The following is a 23,737-nucleotide window of genomic DNA, read 5'->3' on the forward strand; positions in this document are numbered from 1 at the left end:
CAGGCTGGCAATTGCAGCGGGGCAAACGTGTCTGCCCGGCAACAGCTGCCATCGAACTGTAACTTTAATGTGTCAGAGCATGTTTCTTGATGATTTTGCGGACGGGCGTCACTACATAGCGCCCGTGCACGGAAGCATTTACGAATTTGAGACGCTGCCGATTTTCGGTGAGCTTGGCCGCCACAACGGCGCCCACACGGTACGCCCCGCGCGTCGTGGACGGGCGGTTCCGCTTGTCGGCATCGTGCGCAATCCGCGCAGCCACCGCAACAAGGGCAAGACGCCCGAAATGGCGGATTGCTCCAATATTCTGACGCAGACGCCCAGCACCCGCGAGGAACTGCACTACACGCTGGCGGAATTCGCCCGGCGCGGCATCGACTACCTCGTGGTCGACGGCGGCGACGGCACCGTGCGCGATGTGCTGTCCTGCGGCGCCGACATCTTCGGGGACGACTGGCCGACCTTGGTGGTCCTGCCCAAGGGAAAGACCAACGCACTGGCCGTCGATCTGGGCCTGCCCAACCACTGGTCGCTGACGCAGGCGATGGCCGCCGCGCACCGGGGTGAAACCCTGGCTCGCCGGCCGATGCGGCTCACCCCGTCCGACGGCAAGGGACGCGGCGTGCTTGGCTTCGTGCTGGGCACCGGCATTTTCGCGCTGGCGACCGAGGCCGGGCAGGAAGCCCACCGCCGCGGCGCCTTCAACAGCTTTGCCGTGGGGCTTTCCATTCTGGCCGCCATCGTCGGCGCCCTGTTCGGCCGCGCCGGAAATGTCTGGCGCGCCTGCACCCCCACCCGCATCGTCGACCGCCGCAGCGGCCGCCACCTGCCTTATGACGGGCGCGGCAATCCGGGTGAGCGGTTCCTGACCTTCGCCACCACGTTCGAGCGGTTCCCGCTGGGCGCGCGGCCGTTCGGGCGCAATCCCGGCGCCGGCCTCAAGCTGGCGGTGATGGATTCGCCGGTGCGCTGGATCGTCGCGCTGCTGCCGGCGATCATGTTCGGTCTTCAGGGCAAGTTCCTGACCCGCAACGGTGCCAAGCGTTTCAGCGTGAACAACATCGACCTCGACATCGGCGGCTCGTTCATCCTCGACGGCGAGGCTTTCCCCGCCGGCCGCTACGTGCTGGACGAAGGCCCGCAGATCAACTTCGTGGTGCCCTGACGCAGCCCCGGGCTTGCATTGATGGCGGGCCTGCACGATGCACGCCTGAATGAGCGACGACCTCTACGGATCCGAAACCCTTGCAGACCGCACCGCGGCGGCGCTGGCCCGCGATGTGGTTGCGCCGGTGCGCGCCTTTGCCGAGCGACTGGCGCAGGATGCAGGCGCGCTGGGCGTGCTGTTCTACGGCTCCAACCTGCGCACCGGATCGCTGGAAGGCGTGCTGGATTTCTACGTGCTGCTGCCCGGGCCGCAGGTCGGGCGGATCTGGCCGCGCGTCAGCTATCACGAATGGGTCCATGACGGTGTGCCCCTGCGCGCCAAAGTCGCCACCATGGCGCTGGAAACCTTCCGCGCCGCCGCCGCCGGAGAGCGGATCGACACCACGATCTGGGCCCGCTTCGTCCAGCCCAGCGGGCTTGCCTGGCTGCGCGACGATAGCGCCCGCGCCCTTGTCGCAGATGCTGTGGCGCAGGCGGCGCGCACCGCAGCCCGGCTCGCCGTGGCCCTCGGCCCCGAGGCGGGCACGCCCGAAGATTACTGGCGCGCCTTGTTCCGCGCCACTTATGCCGCCGAATTCCGCGTCGAAAAGGCAGGCCGCGAGGATTCGATCCTTGCCGCCAACCGCGCCCATTTCGACGGCCTGTTGCCCTTGGCGCTGAGCGCGCAGGCGATCCGCTTCACCCGCGGCGCAAATGGTGCGATCCGCCCCGAAATCACGGCGCGCGGCCGCGCCCGGACCCTGGCCTGGTGGAAGCGCCGCCAGCGGCTGGGCAAACCCTACAACGTGCTGCGTCTGCTCAAGGCCTCGACCACGTTCGAGGGCGCATCGCGCTACGCTGCCTGGAAGATCGAGCGCCACACCGGCGTCCCCGTCACCATCACCCCCTGGCGCGAGCGTCATCCGGTGCTGAGCGCGCCGGGCGTGCTCTGGCAGGTCTGGCGCGGCCGCAAGGCGCTGGCGAATGCGGAAGGTACGCGGTGAGGCCGGCAGCGCTCATCCTCGCCGGCTCACGCCCCGGCGCGCCCGACCCGGTCGCAGAGGCGGAAGGGACGGCGCACAAGTCGCTGGTGGAGATCGCCGGGCAGCCGATGCTCGCGCATGTCGTCCACGCCCTGCGCGAAGCAGGGATCGAGCGGATCGCGGTTTCGGCCCGCGACGACAAGGTGCGCGATCTTGCCCTGCTGCTCGGCTGCGAGGTGCTGGCGACCGGCACCGGCCCCAGCGCCAGCGTGGCGATCGGCCTCGACGCATTGGGCGCGCCGCTGATCGTCACCACCAGCGACCATGCGCTGCTGCGCGGCGAATGGGTGCGCGATTTTCTGAACGATACGCCGCAAGGCAGCGACGTTGCGATCCTGCTTGCCCGGCGCGAGGCCATCGAGGCCGCCATGCCCGGCAGCAAGCGCACCTACCTGCGCTTTGCCGACGGGCAATGGTCAGGCTGCAACCTGTTCCTGCTCGCCAGCGGCAACGCCGGGCTGGCGATCGAGACCTGGAAGATGGTCGAGGCAGACCGCAAGCGTCCCTGGCGCATCGCCGCGCGGCTCGGTCTGGGGATGCTGCTGGGCTATGCGCTGGGCCGGCTGACGCTGGCGGCGGCGATCGCAAGGCTGGGCAAGCGGATCGGCGTGAGCGCCAGCCTCGTCGCTGCGCGCGACGGGCTGGCGGCGGTGGACGTGGACAAGCCCTCCGACCTCGCGGATGCGCGGACGATCATGACGGCGCGCGGCGCCGCCTGACCGCCCCTTACATATATTTCATCTGGATGCGGATCGACTTGACCGATCCGCCTACCGGCACGCCAACCTTGGTGTAGCTGGGCTTGCCGAGGTTGAAGATGTTGATCGAGGGATTGTTCGACATCGCCCCGCCATCGGTGCGGATATCGGTCTCGCCATTGCCGTTCACATCATGACGCACGGCCACGCCGTATGTACCGGAAGCCGGCAGCGGCACGCAGAAGCTCATGCTGCCCGCACGCGCCGGAACCTCGATGCGTGAGAGCCACTTGCCCTTCACCAGCCATTCGCCCGAATTGGCGCGGTAGGCCTGCACGCGCACCTTGCCCGATGACGCCTTGATGCCGTCCACGGTGACCATCAGCCCCGGCCCCTTGTCGGCGGAGCAGCGGCCCATCTCATTACGAATCTCGTTGCGATACTCAGCCTGCGCCGAAACCGGCGCGGCAAGGCCAACTGCGGCGGCCATCGCCAGAGCTGCGGACATCGCGCGGGGCATTGCGATCGATCCCTGGGGACTGGTCGTCATGATTTCTTTTCCAATTGACGGAGACCCGGCCAGCTGGCGGCCGTTCGTTCGCCCCTCCTGGCGGGGCATGCCATGAACCCTTTTCATGCGGCTTAAATGCCCGAGCCGCCGTGAATGGCTACTGAATTTTCCGTTCCGGCGACTGACAGCGTCGTTTCACCGCATGCGACCTCAGACGGGCCTCCCGCGAGGCTTGACCCAATATCGCGTGTGGAAAACGGCCCTGTCGGCGCTTGTCGCCCCAATATGTGGTGGCGTATTCGTTCACGGTGAGGAGTTCCATAAAACTACCATGACGATACCCCTGATTTCCCCCTCGATCCTGTCCGCCGACTTCGCACGGCTCGGCGAGGAAGTGCGCGCCATCGACGAAGCCGGCGCCGACTGGATCCATGTAGACGTGATGGACGGCCACTTCGTGCCCAACATCACCATCGGCCCTGCCGTGGTGAAGGCCCTGCGTCCGCACAGCGCCAAGGTTTTCGACGTCCACCTGATGATCTCGCCGGTCGACAGCTATCTCGAAGCCTTCGCCGATGCCGGCGCGGACTACATCACCGTCCATCCCGAAGCCGGTCCGCACGTCCACCGCACGGTGCAGACGATCCACAACCTGGGCAAGAAGGCTGGCATCTCGCTCAACCCGGCAACGCCTGCCAAGATGCTCGACTATCTGATCGACGACATCGACCTGGTGCTCATCATGAGCGTTAACCCCGGTTTCGGCGGCCAGAGCTTCATCTCAAGCCAGCTTCGCAAGATCGAGGCGGTGCGCAAGATGATCGACAAGACCGGCCGCGACATCCGCCTGGAAGTCGACGGCGGCGTCGATGCGAAAACCGCGCCGCTGTGCGTTTCGGCCGGCGCCGACGTGCTGGTGGCCGGATCGGCGACCTTCCGCGGCGGCCCGTCGCAGTACGCCGCTAATATCCAGACGCTCAAGGGCCTGGCATAAGAGTGGACGCTGGCACCCCTCTTCGCCCCACGGCAAGGAACCCGGACCCGTCCCGGGCGATTCCCATGTCGCAGGCGGCGGAGGAGGGTGCAGTGACAGGCAGCGTGGATGAACCCGAAACTGCTGCCTTGCAGCGCCCGGTGCCCGTTAACCGGGCTCCCGCGCATCATCCGGAAGTGATCGAACCCGGCCATATCGAGCCGGGCCGCGCGCTGGCTCTGGTCGATTTCTCGCCGCCCTCCGTGGGCATGGCGGAAAAACTGATCCGCATGGCCTACCGCATGGGCGTGCCGGGATCGATGCTCGGCGCGCCGATGAGCAAGAAGGCGCGCACTCGCCTGCTGGCGACGGTAAGCAATACCCTGCCCGGCAACCGAGCTGCCGGCACTGCGATCCGCGCCGGCCATTTCCTTGTCCACGGCGCCAAGACCCCGGTCGCGCAGGTCGACTATGCCGGCGCCCAGCGCGTGACCCCTCCGCTGGAGAAGGTGGTGCATTCCTTCTCCTGGCTGACCGACCTCGAAGCCTGCGCCTCGCGCGAACAGGCCGCGCCGGTGGCCGAACGCATTCTGACCGCGTGGCTCCAGGCCAATCCCAAGCCCCCCGCCAAGCCCGGAAAGGGCCCGGCATGGAGTGTGGGGAACACCGGCGCGCGGATCGCCAACTGGCTTGGCCATGCGCCGCTGATCCTGTCCGGCGACAAGGCTCTGCGCCTGCGCACCCTGGTCCACATCGCCGATACCGCGCGCTGGCTCGACCGCCATGTGACCCACGCCGAGGACGGACTGGCCGAAGTCGCCGGCTGGTGCGGCATCGTTGCGGCCGGCCTGCTGCTGCCCGATGGCCGCCCGCGCCGACTTTACGGCGAAGCGGGGCTGATAAAGGCGCTGGGCGAACTGATGGGCGACGACGGCGGCGTTCTGGCTCGCAGCCCGCTGGCGCAGATGGAAGCGATCGCGCTGCTGGTGCGGCTGCGCAACTGCTATCAGGCAACCCGCCGCGATGCGCCGACATCGGTGGAGCGGGTGATCGAACTTCTGGTGCCGCCGCTGCTGGCGCTCACCCACGGCGATGGCTCGCTGGGTTCGTGGCAAGGCGGCTGGGCCGTTTCAGCCGAGGATGTCGACGGCCTTGTCAAGGCCAGCGGCGTGCGCACCCGCCCCCTGCGCGACGTGCGCCAGTGGGGCTATCAGCGTGTCACGGCGCACAAGTCGATCCTGCAGTTCGACACCGCGCCGCCGCCGATGCCCGCCCATGCCCGCTTCGGCTGCGCTTCGACGCTGGCGTTCGAAATGTCGCACGGCGCCCACCGCCTGATCGTCAACTGCGGCGGTGCGGCCAGTGGCGGCGGCCTTGTGCCCGTCCGCCTAGAACAGGGCCTGCGGGCGACAGCGGCACATTCGACGCTGACGCTGGACGATGCGAATTCCACTGCGATCCTGATCGGCGGCATGATCGGCTCGGGCGTCACCGAAGTCGCGCTGGACCGCAAGACCCTGCCGCAGGAAAAAGGCTCGGCCGCGACCCGGCTGGAAGCCAGCCACAACGGCTATGCCGCACGCTACGGCCTTATCCACCAGCGCATCCTGCTGCTGCGCGACGACGGCAGCGAACTGCGCGGCGAAGACCTGCTGCTGCCTTCGGGCCGCAAGGGCAAGCGCGGCATGGTGGGCTTTGCGATCCGCTTCCACCTCGGCCCCGAAGTCGACGTGAACCTTGCCGCCGATGGACAGGGCGCGGGCCTCTCGCTGCCCGATGGCAGTCATTGGCAATTCCGTTCGGGCGCCGAAAGCGGCGAAGTGACGGTCGAGGATTCGCTGTGGGTCGACGGCCAGGGACGCCCTCAGGCGACCCAGCAGCTTGTCATCCAGGGCATGGTCTCACGCGGGGGCGGCACGTTCGGCTGGCTGCTCAAGAAGATGAACTGAGCCGCGGCGGGCGTCAGGCCCGGCGTATCGGACAAAGCACCCCCGCGCACTTGCCCCCCTTCCCCCGCCGCCCTAAAGGCCCGCGCAAAGAACCTGCCGCAAGGAAGCCGCCCGATGACCGATACAGTCCAGATCCGCCGTGCCCTGCTATCCGTCTCCGACAAGACCGGGCTTGCCGAACTGGGCCAGGTTCTCAGCGCGCGCGGCGTGGAACTGGTCTCCACCGGCGGCACCGCCAAGGCCCTGCGCGAAGCCGGCCTGACGGTGAAGGACATCTCCGAGATCACCGGCTTTCCCGAAATGATGGACGGCCGCGTCAAGACGCTGCACCCGATGGTCCACGGCGGCCTGCTGGCGGTGCGCGACAATGCCGAACATGCCGCCGCGATGGAGGCTCACTCCATCGGCGCGATCGACCTTGTAGTCGTCAACCTCTACCCCTTCGAGGCGACCGTGGCCAAGGGCGCGGACCGGGACGAGGTGATCGAGAACATCGACATCGGCGGCCCTTCGATGGTCCGCTCGGCGGCCAAGAACCACGCTTTCGTCGCCATCGTCACCGACCCCAAGGACTACGCCGGCCTGATTGCCGAGCTGGAAGCGACCGACGGCGGCACCACCTTGCCCTTCCGCAAGCTGCTGGCAGCGCGCGCCTATGCGCAGACCGCCGCTTACGATTCGATGATCGCGCAGTGGTTCGCCACCGTCGATCAGGGCCTCGAATTTCCCGAGATGATCAGCGTCAACGGCCGCCTTGCCACTACGCTGCGTTACGGTGAGAACCCGCACCAGAAGGCAGCGCTCTATACGCCGGTCGGCCCCTTCACCAAGGGCCTGGCCCAGGCCGAGCAGGTGCAGGGCAAGGAGTTGTCCTACAACAACTACAACGACGCCGACGCCGCCTTCGAACTCGCCGCCGAATTCAAGGGCCAGAAGCCGGCCGTCATCATCGTCAAGCATGCCAATCCCTGCGGCGTGGCTCAGGGCGATAGCCTGCTGGAAGCCTGGCAGGGCGCGCTCGCCTGCGACGACGTTTCGGCCTTCGGCGGCATCGTCGCGGTGAACACGCTGCTCGACGGGCCCACCGCCGAGGCGATCTGCCAGATCTTCACCGAAGTCGTCGTCGCCCCCGATGCCGACGAGGAAGCCCGCGCTTTCTTCGCCAAGAAGAAGAACCTGCGCCTGTTGCTGACCGGCGAATTGCCCGATCCGCGCCGCGCGGGCCTCACCGTCAAGCCGATCACCGGCGGGCTGCTGGTGCAGGGCCGCGATGCCGGCGCCATTGGTTTCGACGACCTCAAGGTGGTAACCAAGCGCGCCCCGACCGACCGCGAACTAGCCGACTGCCTGTTCGCCTGGACCGTCGCGCGCCATGTGAAGTCCAACGCCATCGTCTATGCAAAGGACGGCGTCACCGCCGGTATCGGCGCAGGCCAGATGAACCGCCGCGACAGCTCGCGCATCGCCGCGATGAAGGCGGCGGAAGCGGCCGAGAAGTTCGGCTGGGACGCAGCGCGCACGGTCGGTTCCGCGGTTGCGTCGGATGCCTTCTTCCCCTTCGCCGATGGCCTGCTGGCCGCGGCGGAGGCAGGCGCCACCGCCGTGATCCAGCCGGGCGGCTCGATCCGCGACGACGAGGTGATCGCCGCCGCCGACGAGGCTGGCCTTGCGATGGTCTTCACCGGCATGCGCCACTTCAAGCACTGAGGCGCTCCTTCCCTTGACTACCCCCCTTCGTCATTGCGAGCATGGTGGCCCACGCCCCAAGCCCCCCGCAATGACGCGGCGGGCGGGACCGGCCGCACTCTGAGCGGCACGCGGCGCCAAGGCCCCGCGCGACAAGGAGACTGACGACCATGTGGGTGATCTGGTTCGGCCCCATGGTTGTGGTCTGTTTTCTGGCGGGCATGACGATCGCCGCCGTCCTTCTGCGGCTGGGCAAGCTGCGCTCGCCGCGCAGCGCGCTTGCCGCCGTGGCCCTGCCGTTCGGATGCGGCGCGCTGCCGATGCTGGCGCTGGCGTTGTTTTCCCTCGCCGCCTCGATGTTCGGTCCCACCAATATCGCGCTCCATGGCGAGCTGTTCGGCCCCGATCCCACGCCCGTTTCCTCGCCCGGGCGAATGCTGGCCGATGCCTTCGGCGCCGGCCCGACCCGCGAGATCCTGATGCGAATTGACCCCACCCCCGCCGAACGCGAGCGGCTGATGACCCTGCCCGGCCTCACCCGCACGGCAATGACGCCCGAGGATTTCGCCTTGCGCGGCGCCCGGCGCGGCCTGATCAACTGGTGGATGCGGCCCGCCATGCCGGGCATCGTCAGCCGCGAACCGGGGACCGGCTGCCTCACCCCGGCCATCTACCAGACCGACGGCTTCAACGGCTGGCGCGAATTGCGGCTGGCCGTGTGCACTCCCGAGAGCGGCGACGCCCCGCCTATGTTTGTGGCAGCTTACGGTCGATAACCCCGAAAGTTGCCCGGACTCATCGCCTGAGACCAACCGTTCGTCGCAAAAACGGGGTATGATGCCTTTTGTTCACTGGACGGCAAGGGGTTTCGCGCCATTTGGGCCGCACGCCATTTCCGACCGGCCACAGCGCCCGTCACCAGCAATACTGAAAGCCGATCACGTCATGGGACTCTTCAAGGCCGACTTCTACCGCTTCTTCGCTTTCGGCTTCGCCGGCGGGGCTCTGCTGGTGCTCGGCGTGATGGGTATCGGCAGCCATTCGTCCTTCGCGGACGACTTCGCGCCCGCTGCACAGGCTGCCGAAACGCGCTGATTGCATAGGGCAGCTACTGCCCCCATATGAGCGGCATGTCCGCGCATCACCACCACCATGAGCATTCCGGCGAAAGCCTCGTCAACGAGGCCCGCACCGCCCTTGTCGAAGCCGGCGAGCAGTGGACGGAGATGCGCGCGGACGTGTTTTCGGCGCTGGCGCAGGTGGAACGCCCCGCCTCCGCCTATGATCTTGCCGAAAGCGTTTCGGCCCTGCGCGGCAAGCGAGTCGCGCCCAACAGCGTGTACCGCATCCTCGATCTTTTCGTGCGCACCAACCTCGCGCGCCGGGTCGAAAGCGCCAATGCCTATGTCGCCAACAGCCACCCCGGCTGCCAGCACGACTGCATCTTCCTCATCTGCGACAGCTGCGGCCAGGCCGTCCATATCGACGATGACAAGTTGACCGGCGCCCTCGTCGCGGCCGCGCGCGCTAACGGTTTTGCCGATGTGCGCCCCGTCGTGGAACTGCGCGGCACCTGCGCGGGCTGCAGCTGAAGTCCTTGCGGCGCATTCCGGCCGGGACACACAGTTGAACAGCGTAATCGCCGCAACGGCGCAGCTATCTATTGGCTGTGCATCAATCGACATCAAAGTCACAAGCGTGTAAGGCCCGGAAGATGAACGCCACCCCGGCCACTCCCCTGCTCGACACGGTTTCGACCCCCGAAGACCTCCGCAAGCTCAAGCCGGCCCAATTGCGCCAGCTTGCTGACGAATTGCGCACCGAAATGATCTCTGCCGTCGGGCAGACCGGGGGCCACCTCGGCTCCGGTCTTGGCGTGGTGGAACTGACCGCCGCGATTCATTACGTGTTCGACACGCCGGCCGACCGCCTCATCTGGGACGTCGGCCATCAGGCTTATCCGCACAAGATCCTGACCGGCAGGCGGGACCGCATCCGCACCCTGCGCCAGGGCGGCGGCCTGTCCGGCTTCACCAAGCGCAGCGAGAGCGAATACGACCCGTTCGGCACCGCGCACAGCTCAACCTCGATCTCGGCCGCACTGGGCTTTGCCATGGCCAACAAGATCAAGGGCCAGCCGGGACGCGGCATCGCCGTGATCGGCGACGGCGCGATGAGCGCGGGCATGGCCTACGAGGCGATGAACAACGCGCGCGATGCTGGCAACCGCCTGATCGTCATCCTCAACGACAACGACATGTCGATCGCGCCCCCGGTGGGCGGGCTTTCGGCATATCTCGCGCGGCTCGTCTCCTCCGGCCGGTTCCTGGGCCTGCGCGAACTGGCACGCAAATTCGCACGCCGCCTGCCGCGCCCGCTGCACGTCGCCGCCAAGAAGACCGACGAATTCGCACGCGGCATGGCCATGGGCGGCACTCTGTTCGAGGAACTGGGCTTCTACTACGTCGGCCCGATCGACGGCCATGACCTCGACGCGCTGGTGCCGGTGCTGGAAAACGTGCGCGATGCGGGCGAAGGTCCGATCCTCGTCCACGTCGTCACCCAGAAGGGTAAGGGATACGGCCCGGCCGAGGAAGCTGCCGACAAGTACCACGGCGTCCAGAAATTCAACGTCGTCACCGGCGAACAGGCCAAGGCCCCGGCCGGCCCGCCCAGCTATACCGGCGTCTTCGCCAAGGCCCTGACCGCCGAAGCGCTGGCCGATCCCACGATCTGCGCGATCACCGCCGCGATGCCGTCCGGCACCGGGCTGGACAAGTTCGCCGCGCAGTTCCCGGAACGCAGCTTCGATGTCGGCATCGCCGAACAGCACGCGGTCACATTCGCCGCCGGCCTCGCCGCGCAGGGGATGCGCCCGTTCTGCGCGATCTACTCCACCTTCCTGCAGCGCGCCTTCGATCAGGTTGTCCATGACGTGGCGATCCAGAACCTGCCCGTGCGCTTCGCCATCGACCGCGCCGGCCTCGTCGGCGCAGACGGCGCGACCCATGCCGGCTCGTTCGACGTGACCTATCTTGCCACCCTGCCCAACATGGTTGTCATGGCCGCCGCAGACGAGGTGGAACTGGTCCACATGGTCCACACCGCCGCGCAGTATGACGCGGGGCCGATCGCCTTTCGCTACCCGCGCGGCAACGGCATCGGCCTGGAACTGCCCGAAACCCCGCTGGCGCTGGAAATCGGCAAGGGCCGGGTCGTGCGTGAAGGCTCTAAGGTGGCGATCCTGTCGCTCGGCACGCGGCTGGGCGAAGCGCTCAAGGCCGCAGACCAGCTGGACGCGCGCGGCCTGTCCACCACCGTGGCCGACCTGCGCTTCGTCAAGCCGCTCGACACCGACCTCATCCGCCGCCTGATGCTCAGCCACGAAGTCATCGTGACGGTAGAGGAAGGCTCGATCGGCGGCCTTGGCGCCCACGTCCTGACCATGGCGAGCGACGAGGGCCTGACCGACGCAGGCCTCAAGATCCGCACCATGCGCCTGCCGGACGTGTTCCAGGACCACGACAAGCCCGAGGCCCAGTACGACGAAGCCGGCCTTAACGCCCCGCAGATCGTCGATACGGTGCTGAAAGCACTGCGCCACAACAGCGCCGGCGTGAACGAGGCGCGGGCCTGAGGACGGCGGAGCGCGGGAAGGGCGATTGAAGATTGCCCTCCTGACGGCGGCCGGTCTCTATCTTGCCTTTGTGCTGCTGCTTTTCGCGGGGCAGAGGGCGCTCATCTATCCGGCCCCGAAAGGCCCGGCGACGGTCCCGGCCGGTTTCGAAAAGGTTTCGCTGGAAACGGCTGACGGCCTTACCCTTGTGGCAGCGTGGCGTGCACCTGCTCCCGGCAAGCGCACGATCCTGTTCTTTCATGGCAATGGTGACAGCCTTCCCGGCGCTGCGATGGCCACTCGTCACCTGGCAGCATCGGGATATGGCGTCCTTCTGGCCGATTATCGCGGCTATGCGGGCAACCCCGGCACGCCCACCGAAGCAGGATTACTGCAGGATGGGCGCGCAGCCGTCGATTTTCTCGCAAGGCGCGGCACGGCCAGCGATGCCGTGGTCCTCATGGGCGCATCGCTAGGGTCAGGCGTCGCGGCCCGGATGGCCGCCGAACATGCGCCCGCGGCATTGGTGCTGGTATCGCCGTTCACCAGCCTGCCCGATGCAGGCGCCGCCGCATTGCCATGGGTGCCGGTGCGAACCCTGATGCGCGACCGTTTCGATAACCTCGGCGCAATCACACGCGTCCGGGCACCGGTTCTCGTCCTTCATGCCAGCGACGACCGCGTGATACCGTTCCGGCAGGGCGCGGCGCTGGTCGCCGCAGCGCCCGGCGGCCAGCTTGCCCGCTTTGCGAACAATGGCCACCAGCTTCAGTTCACGGCTGCCAGTCAGTCGGCCATTGCCGAATGGCTGGCAGCCAGGGGCCTCTAGGAGACGAAGGGCAGACCCCTGCCTTTCGGCCCATCCCGCTACCAGACGTAAGCCTTGGGCAGATACGTTTCGTCCAGATCGTTGTACCGCGTGCGCAAACGGCTCTGGTGGCTCGCCAGCGGCTGCTTCACCCCGTCGATCCACACCTCTACCGGCGCGGAGGATAGTTCCAGCGGATCGCCGTCCCATAGCACCACGTCCCCCGCAGCGCCCGGGGCCAATACGCCCAGCTTGCCGCCGAAGCCGCTGATCTCCGCCGGGACCGAGGAGATCGCGGCAAAGGCCTCGCCCCAGGTTAGGCCGGTGGCACCGGGGATCTTCGTCAGGGCGACGAGGTTGCCGGCCTGCTGCGGGGCATAGCGCGGCTGGTCCATCCCGGCGAACATGCCGATGGCGACCTTCACGCCCGCCTTCTTCATGCGGCCCACGTTCGACATGGTGGCCGCCAGCGTCTCGAACGCGGCGGGCAGATCGCGCATGGGCATGGTGATGACCGGCACCCTGGCGGCAGCGATCTCGGCGCCGACGAGCCAGCCCTCGGTCGCGCCGACCAGTACGAGGTCGAGCTTCGGAAACTCAGCCTTGAGGGCAAGGACGCTGCGGATATCGGCGGCCCGGTCCACACCGACGTAAAGGGGCTGGCTGCCGTCGATCACTTTTGCCAGCGCCGCAGCATCGACGCGGGTGAGCAGGACGTCGCCCTGCCGCTGGGCGCCGGGCACCAGGGCCGCAGCCTCACGCGCCTCGCGCAGGGCGTTGCGCAGGGCGGTGTGCGCGGCGACCCGGCTGCCGCCGGCAAGGCGGGCCCCGGCCTCGCCCAGTTCGACGTACTGGAACGCGCGCGGGCGCATCACCATCGCGGCATCTGCGCCAAGGTCGATCACGGCGCCCTGCCCGGCAAAGATCGAGCCGCCGTTGAACGCGGCCACGCTGGCCCGCGTCACCCCGCCTTCGCGGCTGACGGCAATGTGCTCGCTCGACGGGTTCAGCGCAGGCGCCACGTCCAGCGCAGCATTGAAGGGGGACTTGGCGGCCGACATGTCGTTGCTGTCGTCCACCCCATCGACGTCCACCAGGCCAAGGTCGGTGACGGCGGAGAACAGGCCCGGCGTCACCCATTTTCCGGTGCCGTCAACGGTCAGGATGCCCGCAGGCACGGCCACCCCGGCTCCGGCGGCGACCACCTTGCCGCCGCGCACGACGACGGTGCCATGCTCGACAGGTGCGCTGCCGTCGCCGGTGGCCAGCGTGGCATTGGTAACGGCAAAGTCCTGCGCGAAAACAGGAAGCGGAGCGGCCGCAAGCAAGGCGGCGATCAGAAGGCGGGGCGTCACTTCACGTCTCCTTCACCGGGCTGGCCGAGTTCGAAATCGCTCACCGGCTTTCGCTTGGGGTCGCCTGCGTCGTACAGCATCGCGCCGTCCACCCAGACCTTCTCGGGGCGCGAGTAGACGGACAGCGGGTTGCCGTTCCACAGCACCACGTCGGCCATCTTGCCGACTTCGAGGCTGCCGGTCTTCGCGCCGATGCCCATCGCCTTGGCCGCGTTGTAAGTGAACCAGCCGACGACCTGCGCATCGGGAATATCCACGCCGATGCGCCTGCCCGATGCCTGCGCGCGGGCGGCGGCCTGGTTGAGCCGCTGGATGCCGTTCTCGTCGTCGGAGTGGATGACCACGCAGGCGCCCTGCTTGGCGAGCAGCGCGGCATTTTCCGGGATGCCGTCGTAGGCTTCCATCTTGAAGCCGTACCAGTCGGCCCAGATCGCGGCGCAGACGTCGTTCGCTTTCAGCAGATCGCCGATCTTGTAGGCTTCGACCGCGTGGTGAAAGGCGGTCACCTTGTAGCCCATCTCCTTGGCCATATCGAGGACCTGCGCCATCTCGTCGGCCCGGTAGCAGTGGTTCTGGACAAGGATCTCGCCCTTGAGCACGCCTTCGAGAGTGTCCTTGCCAAGGTCACGCTCGGCATGGTCGCCGTCCATGTACTGCTTGGCGTCGATCCACGCCTGGCGGTTGACCGAGAAGTTGCCCATGCGGGTGGAGGGCTTCTGGTTGCGCGCGCCGTAGACCCGCTTGGGATTCTCGCCGCAGGCCATCTTGAGCGAATAGGGCGCGCCGGGGAACTTCATGCCCTGCACGGTGCGGCTGGGCACGTTCTTGAGCGTGACCGCGCGCCCGCCCATCAGATTGCCCGATCCGGGCAGGATCTGCAGCGATGTGACTCCGCCGTTGACCAGCGCACGGCTGAATCCCGGGTCCTGCGGCCAGACCGAATGCTCGGCCCAGACATCGGGCGTGGTGGGCGAGGTCATCTCGTTGCCGTCGGAATTGGCATCGACACCGGGGCTGGGATAGACCCCGAGGTGCGAGTGGATGTCGATCACGCCGGGCGTGACGAACTTGCCCGCGCCGTCGACACGGTCATAGCCCGAAGGGACTGCAAGGTCCACGCCGCCCACGGCGACCACCTTGCCGTTCTCGAACAGCACCGTGCCGTTCTCGATCCGGCCGCCGCGCCCGTCATAGACCGTAGCGCCCACCAGCGCGGTGGGGCGCCCGGGATAGACCTTGTAGGTGGACGCGTAAGGGGTGCCTGCCGCCTTGGCGTCCTTGTCCTTCTTCTTCGCGTCGGCAGCCTGCCCGGCCAGCGTCAGCGCCGCGCCAAGCGCCAGCAGCGACGTCCAGCGCCGCATCGCGGTCGATACCCTCATGACCGTTCCCCTGTTGTCGGCCCCTCTTGTCCGGGGCCGTCGCCCCGGGGGAGGCCATGTGAAAAATCAGTGCGGCTTGGTGCCCGGATGGAAGCCGGCTTCCTGCGCGTCGAGACCGAGGCCGGCCTCTCCGGCAAGATCGTGGTCGCTTGCCCGGTCGCCCAGCGTGTCGACATGCATCCAGCGCTTCACCAGCGGCGAAAGCGCCAGCACGACAACGGCAACGCCCACCGTGGTCCAGCCGATCTTGCTGTAGATATCCAGCGTCAGCGCCTTGTTCATAACGCCGCCCTCGCCGCCGGTGGCCTCACCGATCTTGCCTGCGACGAAGTTACCCACGGCGGTCATGTAGAACCATGCCCCCATGATGAAGCTGCCCAGGTGCACCGGCGAAAGCCGGGTCATGGCCGAAAGGCCGACAGGCGAAAGGCACAGCTCGCCCGTGGTGTGCAGGGCATAAATCAGGAACACGAACAGCACCGAAGTCATCACCGCCGGATCGCCGGTGCCCGCGCCCCATACGAAGACCAGGAAGCCCAGGCCCACCTGAATCAGTGCCAGGCCGAACTTGGCAGGGGCGGAAGGCTCGATGCCCTTCTTGCCGAGGTACTGCCACAGGCCGGCGAAGATCGGACCGAACAGCACGATGTAGATCGGGTTAATCGACTGGAAGAGGCTGGTCGGCACCCCGCCCCGATCGACGAACTTGTCGGTATAGAGGCTGAGGCTACCGCCCGCCTGCTCGAACAGGCCCCAGAAGATCGGGTTGAGGGCGATCAGGAACAGGATCGCGAACATCCGCTCACGCGGCTCCTTGGGCAGCTTGAAGGCTTCCCACAGGGTATAACCCAGCATCGCCACACCGGTGAGAATCAGCAGGTTCTGGATCACGCTGACGTACTGGATCAGGAACCAGATCACCAGGACCGCCGCGCCGCCGGTGCCGTAGAGGATCAGTTCCGCCTTCTTCGCCAGCGCCTTGGGCGGTTCGCCCCGTCCGCGCAGCGCGGGTTTGCCGACGACGAAGATGATGAGGCCCAGCACCATGCCGATACCGGCAACGCCGAAGCCATAGGACCAGCCGATCGTCTCGCCCAGGTAGCCGACCAGGATCGTGCCCAGCGCCGCGCCGGTGTTCACGCCCATGTAAAAGATCGTGTAGGCCGCATCGCGGCGCGTGTCGGTCATCTTGTAGAGCTGGCCGACGATGACCGAGATGTTGGCCTTCAGGAAGCCCGAGCCGACGATGATCAGCGCCAGTGCCAGCCAGAACACGTTGATCGCCGGATCAGCCTGCTTGATGCCCGGATCGGTGACGCCCTGCAGCCCCTCGTAGGCCATGAACAGGTGGCCGAGCGCCAGAACGATGCCGCCGAACAGCACGGCCTTGCGCTGTCCCAGCCAACGGTCGGCCAGGTAGCCGCCCAGCACCGGGGTGATGTAGACGAGGCTTGTATAGGCCCCGTAGATCAGGTTGGACCGGCCATCGGAATACAGCCAGAACTTGGTGAGATAGAGGATCAGCAGCGCGCGCATGCCGTAGTAGGAGAAGCGCTCCCACATCTCGGCATAGAACAGCACGAAGAGACCGCGGGGATGGCCGACGAATTCGTCGCTCTTGCGCGTGGCGATAAGACCGCCGATCGCCAGCACGGCGAAGAGGCAGATCGCGCCGATCGCGCCAATCCAGTCCCCTTCATTCCAAAGTGCGATGTCCTTCATGTCGCTTCTATGCCCTCACGCCCTGTAATCCTGCCCGCTCCCATGCCTGTTCGAAACCGGCACAGTGCGAAAGAAGGGAGGTTAGCGGGCAATTTGCCGGTGTAAATGGGCAGCGGCGCCTCATGCAGGCTGGCGCGGGACGCAAAACTGCGCGATTTCACACACGTAACACTTCCCATTGCGCGAAGCGGCCGGCGATGGCATTTTCCCGGCAGGCGACGGACGGGCGTTACGTAATTTTATGTTCCGACACGGTTTGTCGTTTTTTTGGGGGGAAATTTCGCGATGATCAGGTCCGAACTGCTGCAGGTGCTCTCCAAGGACAATCCCGAGCTGCGCGCAGAGGACGTGGAGCGCGCGGTGGACACCTTCTTCGACGAGATCGGCCAACGCCTGGCAGACGGCGGCCGCGTGGAACTGCGCGGCTTCGGCGCCTTTTCCACGCGTCACCGCGATGGCCGCAAGGGCCGCAACCCGCGCACCGGCGAAAGCGTGGAAGTGCCCGAGAAGCGCGTCCCCTATTTCAAGCCCGGCAAGGAAATGCGCGCCCGCCTCAACGTGGAATAACCGCGCCTTACGGATGATTTTCGCACAAAATGCGGCAAGGTCCCGGTTGCCGGGACCGCGCCGATCTGCAAGATGCAGCGCCTGACCCAGGCCGTGCGGGCGTGGCGGAATGGTAGACGCTGCGGACTTAAAATCCGCTTGGGTATCCAGTGCGGGTTCGAGTCCCGCCGCCCGCACCACTTTTCCCGATCATCGATTACTTCGCATTTATTTGCAGTAGTGACCGCATGCAAACGTTTGCGTTTACAAATAGGTAATGTGCCGAAAGGTATCTATTACTAGGTATCCACTCGTTAAGCTGCTGTGCATCCCGCGCCGCATCGCCTTGCCGACTTAACGGGCGCGTACCAAGGGGGTATCGTTCGCATGAATTTCCCGGGCAGCTTGTCCACCCGCAGCGCCGCATCGTCGGCCGACCAACGCGCGACTCCGCGCTTTGCGCTGTTGCTGCGTGCGGCAAAGCTGGTGTCGCCCGGAGGCGAATACCTTTGCATCGTGCGCGACGTGTCGGCGACCGGCGTCAAGCTGCGGCTGTTCCACTCGCTGGCCGGGGTCGAACAACTGGCGCTGGAAAGCGTGACCGGCGAGCGTACCGGCGTCAATCTGGTGTGGGAGCACGCCGGCGAGGCAGGTTTCCGTTTCGTACAGCCAATCGACGTCGAACGCTTCATCGCCGAGGCCGGCCCCTACCCCAAGCGTCCCATCCGCATCGGCGTGGACCATTCCGCCCGGATCACCGTGGCCGGCACCGTATCAGGCGCCCGGCTTCTCGACCTTTCGCGTCAGGGCGCCCGGATCGAAACCGACCAGCGCCTTGCGATCGGACAGCAACTGCGCATCGATGCGGCGGAGATGCCGCAGTTCGAGGCGACCGTCTGCTGGCGCCGCGAACCGGCCTACGGCCTGGTGTTTCGCCAGCTCATGAGCCTGGAGGAACTGGCCCAGCGCACTTTCCGCATGCAGGCGCTGCGCGGCGTTCCTTCCCGATAAAAGCTTATCGGCGCTAACCCGGCCGAAACTTCATCGCCGCCCCGTTCATGCAATAGCGCTTGCCGGTTGGCGGCGGCCCATCGTCGAAGACGTGGCCCAGGTGTCCCCCGCAGCGCATGCAGTGCACCTCGGTGCGTGAGATCCCCAGCGTCGAATCGCTGGAGACACCGACGGCGCCGGGCAGCGGCTTCCAGAAGCTGGGCCAGCCGGTGCCGCTGTCGAACTTGGTCTTCGAGGAATAAAGCGGATTGCCGTCCGCCGCGCAGAGGAAGGTGCCGGCGCGGTGTTCGTCGTTCAGGGGCGAGGTGAAGGAACGCTCGGTGCCTTGCTGGCGCAGGATGCGGTATTGCTCGGCCGTCAGGCGGCGGCGCCATTCCGCGTCGGGGAAATGCACCGGATAGACCTTCGCCTCGGCTTCGGTCCCACCGCAGGCGGCAAGCACCGGCAGCGCGGCCCCCGCGCTGAGCCAAGCCAGGACGTTTCGGCGGGTTGTCGCTATGGGCATGATGACGCCTGACCTCTCGCTTGTTCCCCCGCCCGCTTCATGTGGCGATCACGCAGCGCTATTCAATCTCGGTCCCTACAGTTTGGCGGCGCGGCGGCGGGCGGGCCACCAGCGGCGCTTGCCCTTGCTGCCCTGCGCGCCGGACTTCATCACGCGCATGCGGAACAGGCCCGAACCCAGCCGCACCAGCAGCAACACCCACAGGCCCTGCCACAGCACCGCGCCCAGATGAGGCAGCAGCGCCGGGTCCTGCGCCGCGCGGGCCAGCATCGCGAAGGGCGAGGAGAACGGGAACAGCGCCGCGACCATCTCGATCGTGCTGCCCGGCTGGGTCATCGCGTAAGTGGCGAAGAAGAACAGCATGAGCTGCATCATCGTCACCGGCATCGAAAGCGTCTGCACTTCGCGCACGGTGTTCGCCAGCGAACCGATCGAGAGGAACACCGAACCCAGCAGCAGATAGGCCATGGAAAAGTAGAGGATGCCCAGCAGGACCAGCATCGGCCAGCCCACGGCAGGGTCCGGCAGCGAAGGCACCGCCGATTCGGCCAGCATGTACAGCCCGCCCCCGACGGCGGCCCATGTCGCGATGCCCACCAGAGACACGCCCAGCATCGCAAAGAGCTTGCCGAAGAACACCGCCTCCATCGGGATCGCGGCGGCCAGTACCTCGATGATCTTGTTCGCCTTCTCCTCGACAAGGTTGGACAGGACCATGCCCGCCAGCATCATGGTGAGCAGAAACAGCAGCGTCTGGGCACCCTGCGCCGTCCTGAGGCGGCTCTTGCGGTCGTTGACCCGGCTGCTGACGGTGGTTTCCAGCCTGACTTGCGGCCAGGGCGCAACGGACGCCTGTTTCGCCTGCGCCGCGATCATCGCCACGTCGCCGCTCCACGCCGCGATCTGGTCGCGCGGGCCGGTCAACACGGGGGCTTCGAGCGAGCCTGAGAGGATCGCGGCGATGTTGCCTTCCTTGCCGGCCATGGCGGCTGCCGGATCGGCGTCCTCCCCCGGCGCAAGGCGCTTCAGCACCATGAGGCCGGGCAGGTCCTGCCCCAGCCGGTCGGCAAGCCCATCACGGGCGCGAACCATGGCGTCGGCCTCGGCCCCGATCATGATGACGCCCACTTCCGGTCGCTCGGTCGAATGCTCCACCTGATTGCCTACGCTGCCCGCCAGCGCGCCGACGATCAGCGGAAACAGCGGGCCGAGCAGGAAAAAGAAGAACGTGCGCGAGAACAGGATCGCGGTGAAATCGCGGCGGGCCACGACCCAGGCGGCGCTTAGAGCCGAGAGCCGGCCCTGATGCGAATCGTCATGCGAATCGGGGATCATCGGCGCGGCTCCTCGGGCTTTTCCTCTTCCAGGGCGCGCGCGGCGGCTTCTCCGGCGATGGCGACGAAGGCATCGTGCAGGCCCGCCCGCTCGATGGAAAGCGAAAGGATGCCCGCCTCTCCCGCGATCAGGGCGCGAAGCAGGGGTTCGATCCCCGAATCGGGCAGCGCGAAGTGCCAGAACTGGCCGTCCTGCCGTACATCGGCAGGCAGCGCCGCGCGCCACGCGCCTTGCAGCGCGCGGGTCTCGAGACGGACCTGCGCCGGAATGCGGTCGCGCGCCAGGTCGACCGGACCGGCGAAAGGCACCTTGCCGCCGGCGATGATCGCCACTTCGTCGCACAGCCGCTCGGCATGGGCGATGACGTGGGTGGAGAAGATCACGGTGGCGCCGTCCTGCGCCAGACCGCGCATCATCGCTTCCAGCTTGCCCTGGTTGAGAGCATCGAGGCCGGAAAACGGCTCGTCGAAGATCACCAGCCGGGGCCGGTGGACCAGCGTGCCCAGAATCTGGACCTGCTGCGCCATGCCCTTGGAAAGCTGGCGGATCTGGCGGTCGGCGGCATAGCCAAGGCCGTGCCGTTCAAGCAGTTCATGCGCGCGGCGGCGGCCTTCCTTCAGCGGCAGTCCGCGCAGGGCACCCAGAAACGCGATCGCCTCGGTCGCCTTCATCGAGGGGTAGAGGCCGCGCTCCTCGGGCAGGTAGCCGATCGCATGGGCAACGTCGTGCGGGCGATCGGAGCCAAGGATGCGGCGATAGCCCGAATCGGGATCGATGATGCCCAGAAGCATCCGTAAAGTGGTGGTCTTGCCGGCGCCGTTGGGGCCAAGGATGCCGTAGACGGAGCCCGCCGGGACCGAAAGATCGACGCCGTCGACGGCGGTGAAACCCTCGAAACGCTTGACCAGCCCGCGTGCTTCGATCGCCAGCGGCCGGTCAAAGGGCAGTCCTGCATCTGACTGCCGTGCCCGATCTGACTGGTGCGGATTGCCGGTCAACCTCGGATCTCCTACTTGCGCATCCATGACATCCCCCGGCTCTAACATATCCGCCCATGATGGCGCAGATCTGGTTAAGGCCAAGCTAAATGCATTCGCCAGGGATGCAGAAGCTGAGGCGCGCGCCTTGGGTTTTTGCGCCTTCGGCATCGCCTCGGCCGCGACCGACGACGCGCGCGCTGCCCGGCTTGATGCCTGGCTGGCAGCGGGGATGCACGGCACCATGGGCTGGATGGAGGAACGCGCGCACCATCGCCGCAGCCCGCAGGGCATGTGGCCCGAGGCGCGCAGCGTGATCGCGCTGGGCATGAGCTATGCCCCCGCCGCCGACCCGCTGCGGCTGGAGGGCGAACCGCAGATCGGGCGCATATCAACTTATGCGCAAGGCGCCGACTATCACGACGTCGTCAAAAAGGCGCTGAAGCACCTCGCCCGCTGGATCGTGGCGGAAGGGCAGGCGCGCAAGATCGCGCCCGAAGTGGGCGTGAAGGTGTTCACCGATACCGCACCGGTCATGGAAAAACCGCTGGCTGCCTCGGCCGGGCTAGGCTGGCAGGGCAAGCATACCAACGTCGTCAGCCGCGAGCATGGATCGTGGCTGTTTCTTGGCGAAATCTATACGACGCTGGAGTTCGAACCCGCGAAACCGGGCCGCGATTCCTGCGGGTCGTGCAGCGCCTGTCAGGATGCCTGCCCGACGAACGCATTCCCCGCGCCCTACCGGCTCGATGCCCGCCGCTGCGTCAGCTACCTGACGATCGAACACAAGGGCCCCGTCCCCGAAGACCTGCGCGAAGGGCTGGGCAACCGCATCTACGGCTGCGACGATTGCCTGGCGGTGTGCCCGTGGAACAAGTTCGCGCAGGTATCGCACACCATCAAGGCATACCTGCCGCGCGCGGAACTGACCGCGCCGGAGCTGGCGGACCTGCTGACGCTGGACGATGCAGGTTTCCGGGCGCTGTTCTCAGGCAGCCCGATCAAGCGAATTGGCCGCAACCGCTTCGTGCGCAACTGCCTCTACGCGGCGGGAAACAGCGGGCGGACGGCACTGCTGGTGCAAGTGGAGCAGCTGCTGGAAGATGCCGACCCGGTTGTGGCGGAAGCAGCGCAGTGGGCACGGCAGCGGCTTGCCGCTTTGGCCTGATTGCCGGCCGAAGTAAGCGGGGCCTCCGCAAGAACGTAAGGCCCCGCCTGCCTTTACAGCAGTTCCTTCAGCGGCGTCCCGGCATCGGCCAGCGCGGCCACGTCGGGCGAGGCGCCGGCTTCGACCAGCTTGCGGCCCTGCACGTAGTCCTTGACCGCGTTCACGCAGTCCAGCGCGACCACGCGCCCTTCCTTGAGGTAGACGACCGAGAAGCTGCGGGCATCCGGCTCGCCGCGAATCACGGTCTTGTCGAAGCCCATGTTGATGCCCGCGGTCTGGAGGCGCAGGTCATACTGGTTCGACCAGAACCACGGGAACGCCTTGTAGGCCTTCTCGTCGCCGCAGATGGCCTTGGCGACGCAGGTCGCCATGTCGTTGGCGTTCTGCACCGATTCTACCCGCATCACGGTGCCGCCGGCATAATCGCAGGCGAAGGCCGCGCAGTCGCCGATGGCGTAGATGTCGGGCAGCGAGGTGCGGCAGAATTCGTCCACGTCGACACCGTTCGCGCCGCTGGCGCCGGCGGAGATCAACGGGCCGATGGCGGGCACGATGCCGATGCCGACGATCACCGCCTCGGCCGCGATTTCCTCGCCGTCGGCCAGCTTCACGCCGGTGACGCGGTGCCCGTCGCCCACCAGGCAATCGACCGCCACGCCGGTGCGCAGGTCGACGCCGTGATCGCGGTGTTCCTTCTGGTAGAATTCGGACAGTTCTTCACCGGCAACGCGCGCCAGCACGCGCGGCAGCGCTTCGAGCAGGGTGACGTTGAGCTTCAGCTTGGACAGCACCGCCGCCGCTTCGAGGCCGATGTAGCCGCCGCCGATGACGACGATGTTCTTCGTGCCCGCATCGACTTCCGCCATCAGCGTGTCGCAGTCTTCGCGGGTGCGCACGGCGTGGACACCGGCAAGCTCCGAACCCGAGCAGGAGAGACGGCGCGGATCGCCGCCGGTCGCCCAGACCAGCTTGCCGTAGCCCAGCGTAGTGCCATTCGAGAGCGTCAGCTCCCTGGCCTTGGCATCGACCTTGGTGACCTCGGTGCTCAGCTTGAAGGTAATTTCCTTCTCGGCCCAGAACGTCGGAGGGCGGATGTACAGCCGGTCGAAGGTCTTTTCGCGCGCGAAGTATTCCTTGGAGAGCGGCGGACGCTCATAAGGATACTCCGGCTCGCGGCCGACTACGGTGATGGTTCCGGTGAACCCGTTCTGGCGCAAGGCGATGGCGCACTGCGCCCCGCCATGTCCCGCTCCCACGATGACGACGTCTGTTGTTTCCATGCGCGGTTGAGTTCCGCAATTTAACC

General features: G+C 66.8%; 22 protein-coding genes and 1 tRNA gene. 15 read left to right on the forward strand and 8 right to left on the reverse strand.

Annotated features, from left to right (window positions below; translation table 11 throughout):
• The first annotated feature begins 79 nt into the window (after positions 1-79).
• From TQ38_RS16435 to TQ38_RS16445, 3 genes are read left to right on the forward strand one after another with little or no spacing between them, the layout of a single operon-like run.
• The gene (locus tag TQ38_RS16435) at positions 80-1,168 is read left to right on the forward strand and encodes a diacylglycerol kinase family protein (RefSeq protein WP_240197911.1); all 1,089 of its coding nucleotides are present in this window, start codon (positions 80-82) and stop codon (positions 1,166-1,168) included.
• A 49-nt stretch (positions 1,169-1,217) separates the two neighbouring features.
• Entirely contained in the window at positions 1,218-2,153 is a 936-nt protein-coding gene (locus TQ38_RS16440; RefSeq protein WP_043978441.1) for a hypothetical protein, read from the forward strand.
• Complete coding sequence (locus TQ38_RS16445; protein WP_043978442.1) at positions 2,150-2,911, forward strand: nucleotidyltransferase family protein; 762 nt, start codon at positions 2,150-2,152, stop codon at positions 2,909-2,911. The genes TQ38_RS16440 and TQ38_RS16445 overlap by 4 nt, the downstream gene beginning before the upstream one ends.
• 7 nt (positions 2,912-2,918) lie before the next feature.
• Here the strand turns inward: TQ38_RS16445 and TQ38_RS16450 are convergent, their stop codons facing one another.
• A complete protein-coding gene (locus tag TQ38_RS16450; RefSeq protein WP_240197912.1) occupies positions 2,919-3,440 on the reverse strand; it encodes a DUF2141 domain-containing protein in 522 nt (173 codons plus the stop codon).
• Between the two features lie 292 nt (positions 3,441-3,732).
• Here TQ38_RS16450 and rpe point away from each other — a divergent pair, with 292 nt between their 5' ends.
• The 8 genes from rpe (at position 3,733) to TQ38_RS16485 (ending at position 12,454) form a co-directional block, all read left to right on the forward strand.
• Positions 3,733-4,395, forward strand: coding sequence for a ribulose-phosphate 3-epimerase (gene rpe / locus TQ38_RS16455; protein WP_043978445.1), 663 nt, complete (start codon positions 3,733-3,735; stop codon positions 4,393-4,395).
• A 65-nt stretch (positions 4,396-4,460) separates the two neighbouring features.
• Positions 4,461-6,323 carry a heparinase II/III family protein gene (locus TQ38_RS16460; protein ID WP_082057877.1) on the forward strand — a complete coding sequence of 621 codons (1,863 nt, stop codon included), beginning with the start codon at positions 4,461-4,463 and terminating at the stop codon, positions 6,321-6,323.
• A gap of 114 nt (positions 6,324-6,437) precedes the next feature.
• Positions 6,438-8,030, forward strand: a complete 1,593-nt coding sequence (purH, locus tag TQ38_RS16465; protein WP_043978449.1) for a bifunctional phosphoribosylaminoimidazolecarboxamide formyltransferase/IMP cyclohydrolase — start codon at positions 6,438-6,440, stop codon at positions 8,028-8,030.
• Between the two features lie 149 nt (positions 8,031-8,179).
• On the forward strand, positions 8,180-8,785 hold the full coding sequence (locus tag TQ38_RS16470) for a hypothetical protein (protein WP_043978452.1): 606 nt from the start codon (positions 8,180-8,182) through the stop codon (positions 8,783-8,785).
• A gap of 169 nt (positions 8,786-8,954) precedes the next feature.
• The gene (locus tag TQ38_RS30610; protein ID WP_200844718.1) at positions 8,955-9,104 is read left to right on the forward strand and encodes a hypothetical protein; all 150 of its coding nucleotides are present in this window, start codon (positions 8,955-8,957) and stop codon (positions 9,102-9,104) included.
• A gap of 35 nt (positions 9,105-9,139) precedes the next feature.
• A complete protein-coding gene (locus TQ38_RS16475; protein ID WP_043978566.1) occupies positions 9,140-9,601 on the forward strand; it encodes a Fur family transcriptional regulator in 462 nt (153 codons plus the stop codon).
• Between the two features lie 122 nt (positions 9,602-9,723).
• Positions 9,724-11,646 (forward strand): 1-deoxy-D-xylulose-5-phosphate synthase, encoded by a 1,923-nt coding sequence (gene dxs, locus TQ38_RS16480; RefSeq protein WP_043978455.1) that lies wholly within the window; start codon positions 9,724-9,726, stop codon positions 11,644-11,646.
• A 25-nt stretch (positions 11,647-11,671) separates the two neighbouring features.
• Complete coding sequence (locus TQ38_RS16485) at positions 11,672-12,454, forward strand: alpha/beta hydrolase (protein ID WP_043978458.1); 783 nt, start codon at positions 11,672-11,674, stop codon at positions 12,452-12,454.
• Between the two features lie 38 nt (positions 12,455-12,492).
• Here the strand turns inward: TQ38_RS16485 and TQ38_RS16490 are convergent, their stop codons facing one another.
• The 3 genes from TQ38_RS16490 to TQ38_RS16500 all read right to left on the reverse strand — a co-directional run bounded on the left by TQ38_RS16490 (position 12,493) and on the right by TQ38_RS16500 (position 16,889).
• A complete protein-coding gene (locus TQ38_RS16490; protein ID WP_043978459.1) occupies positions 12,493-13,788 on the reverse strand; it encodes an amidohydrolase family protein in 1,296 nt (431 codons plus the stop codon).
• The gene (locus TQ38_RS16495; RefSeq protein ID WP_043978462.1) at positions 13,785-15,167 is read right to left on the reverse strand and encodes an amidohydrolase; all 1,383 of its coding nucleotides are present in this window, start codon (positions 15,165-15,167) and stop codon (positions 13,785-13,787) included. The genes TQ38_RS16490 and TQ38_RS16495 overlap by 4 nt, the downstream gene beginning before the upstream one ends.
• A gap of 66 nt (positions 15,168-15,233) precedes the next feature.
• Entirely contained in the window at positions 15,234-16,889 is a 1,656-nt protein-coding gene (locus TQ38_RS16500) for a peptide MFS transporter (protein WP_043978465.1), read from the reverse strand.
• Positions 16,890-17,174: 285 nt separating this feature from the next.
• On the opposite strand from TQ38_RS16500, the gene TQ38_RS16505 reads away from it, so the two are divergent.
• The 3 genes from TQ38_RS16505 to TQ38_RS16515 all read left to right on the forward strand — a co-directional run bounded on the left by TQ38_RS16505 (position 17,175) and on the right by TQ38_RS16515 (position 18,446).
• Positions 17,175-17,456 carry an integration host factor subunit beta gene (locus TQ38_RS16505; protein ID WP_043978468.1) on the forward strand — a complete coding sequence of 94 codons (282 nt, stop codon included), beginning with the start codon at positions 17,175-17,177 and terminating at the stop codon, positions 17,454-17,456.
• A 95-nt stretch (positions 17,457-17,551) separates the two neighbouring features.
• Positions 17,552-17,635 (forward strand) — tRNA-Leu (locus tag TQ38_RS16510).
• A gap of 187 nt (positions 17,636-17,822) precedes the next feature.
• Positions 17,823-18,446 (forward strand): PilZ domain-containing protein, encoded by a 624-nt coding sequence (locus TQ38_RS16515; protein WP_043978470.1) that lies wholly within the window; start codon positions 17,823-17,825, stop codon positions 18,444-18,446.
• A gap of 13 nt (positions 18,447-18,459) precedes the next feature.
• Here TQ38_RS16515 and msrB read toward each other — a convergent pair whose 3' ends face one another.
• The 3 genes from msrB to TQ38_RS16530 form a co-directional block, all read right to left on the reverse strand.
• Positions 18,460-18,951 (reverse strand): peptide-methionine (R)-S-oxide reductase MsrB, encoded by a 492-nt coding sequence (msrB, locus tag TQ38_RS16520; protein WP_043978472.1) that lies wholly within the window; start codon positions 18,949-18,951, stop codon positions 18,460-18,462.
• 75 nt (positions 18,952-19,026) lie between these two features.
• Entirely contained in the window at positions 19,027-20,286 is a 1,260-nt protein-coding gene (locus TQ38_RS16525) for an ABC transporter permease (RefSeq protein ID WP_043978475.1), read from the reverse strand.
• The gene (locus TQ38_RS16530; protein ID WP_370059777.1) at positions 20,283-21,284 is read right to left on the reverse strand and encodes an ABC transporter ATP-binding protein; all 1,002 of its coding nucleotides are present in this window, start codon (positions 21,282-21,284) and stop codon (positions 20,283-20,285) included. Before TQ38_RS16530 ends, TQ38_RS16525 begins: the two co-directional genes overlap by 4 nt.
• A gap of 25 nt (positions 21,285-21,309) precedes the next feature.
• Between TQ38_RS16530 and queG the strand changes: the two genes are divergently transcribed.
• Entirely contained in the window at positions 21,310-22,431 is a 1,122-nt protein-coding gene (gene queG, locus TQ38_RS16535) for a tRNA epoxyqueuosine(34) reductase QueG (protein ID WP_082057878.1), read from the forward strand.
• Between the two features lie 53 nt (positions 22,432-22,484).
• On the opposite strand, the gene TQ38_RS16540 is transcribed toward queG, so the two are convergent.
• Positions 22,485-23,711, reverse strand: coding sequence for an NAD(P)/FAD-dependent oxidoreductase (locus TQ38_RS16540; protein WP_043978481.1), 1,227 nt, complete (start codon positions 23,709-23,711; stop codon positions 22,485-22,487).
• Positions 23,712-23,737: the final 26 nt, after the last annotated feature.

It is taken from the genome of Novosphingobium sp. P6W (assembly GCF_000876675.2).
Classification (GTDB): Bacteria; Pseudomonadota; Alphaproteobacteria; order Sphingomonadales; family Sphingomonadaceae; genus Novosphingobium.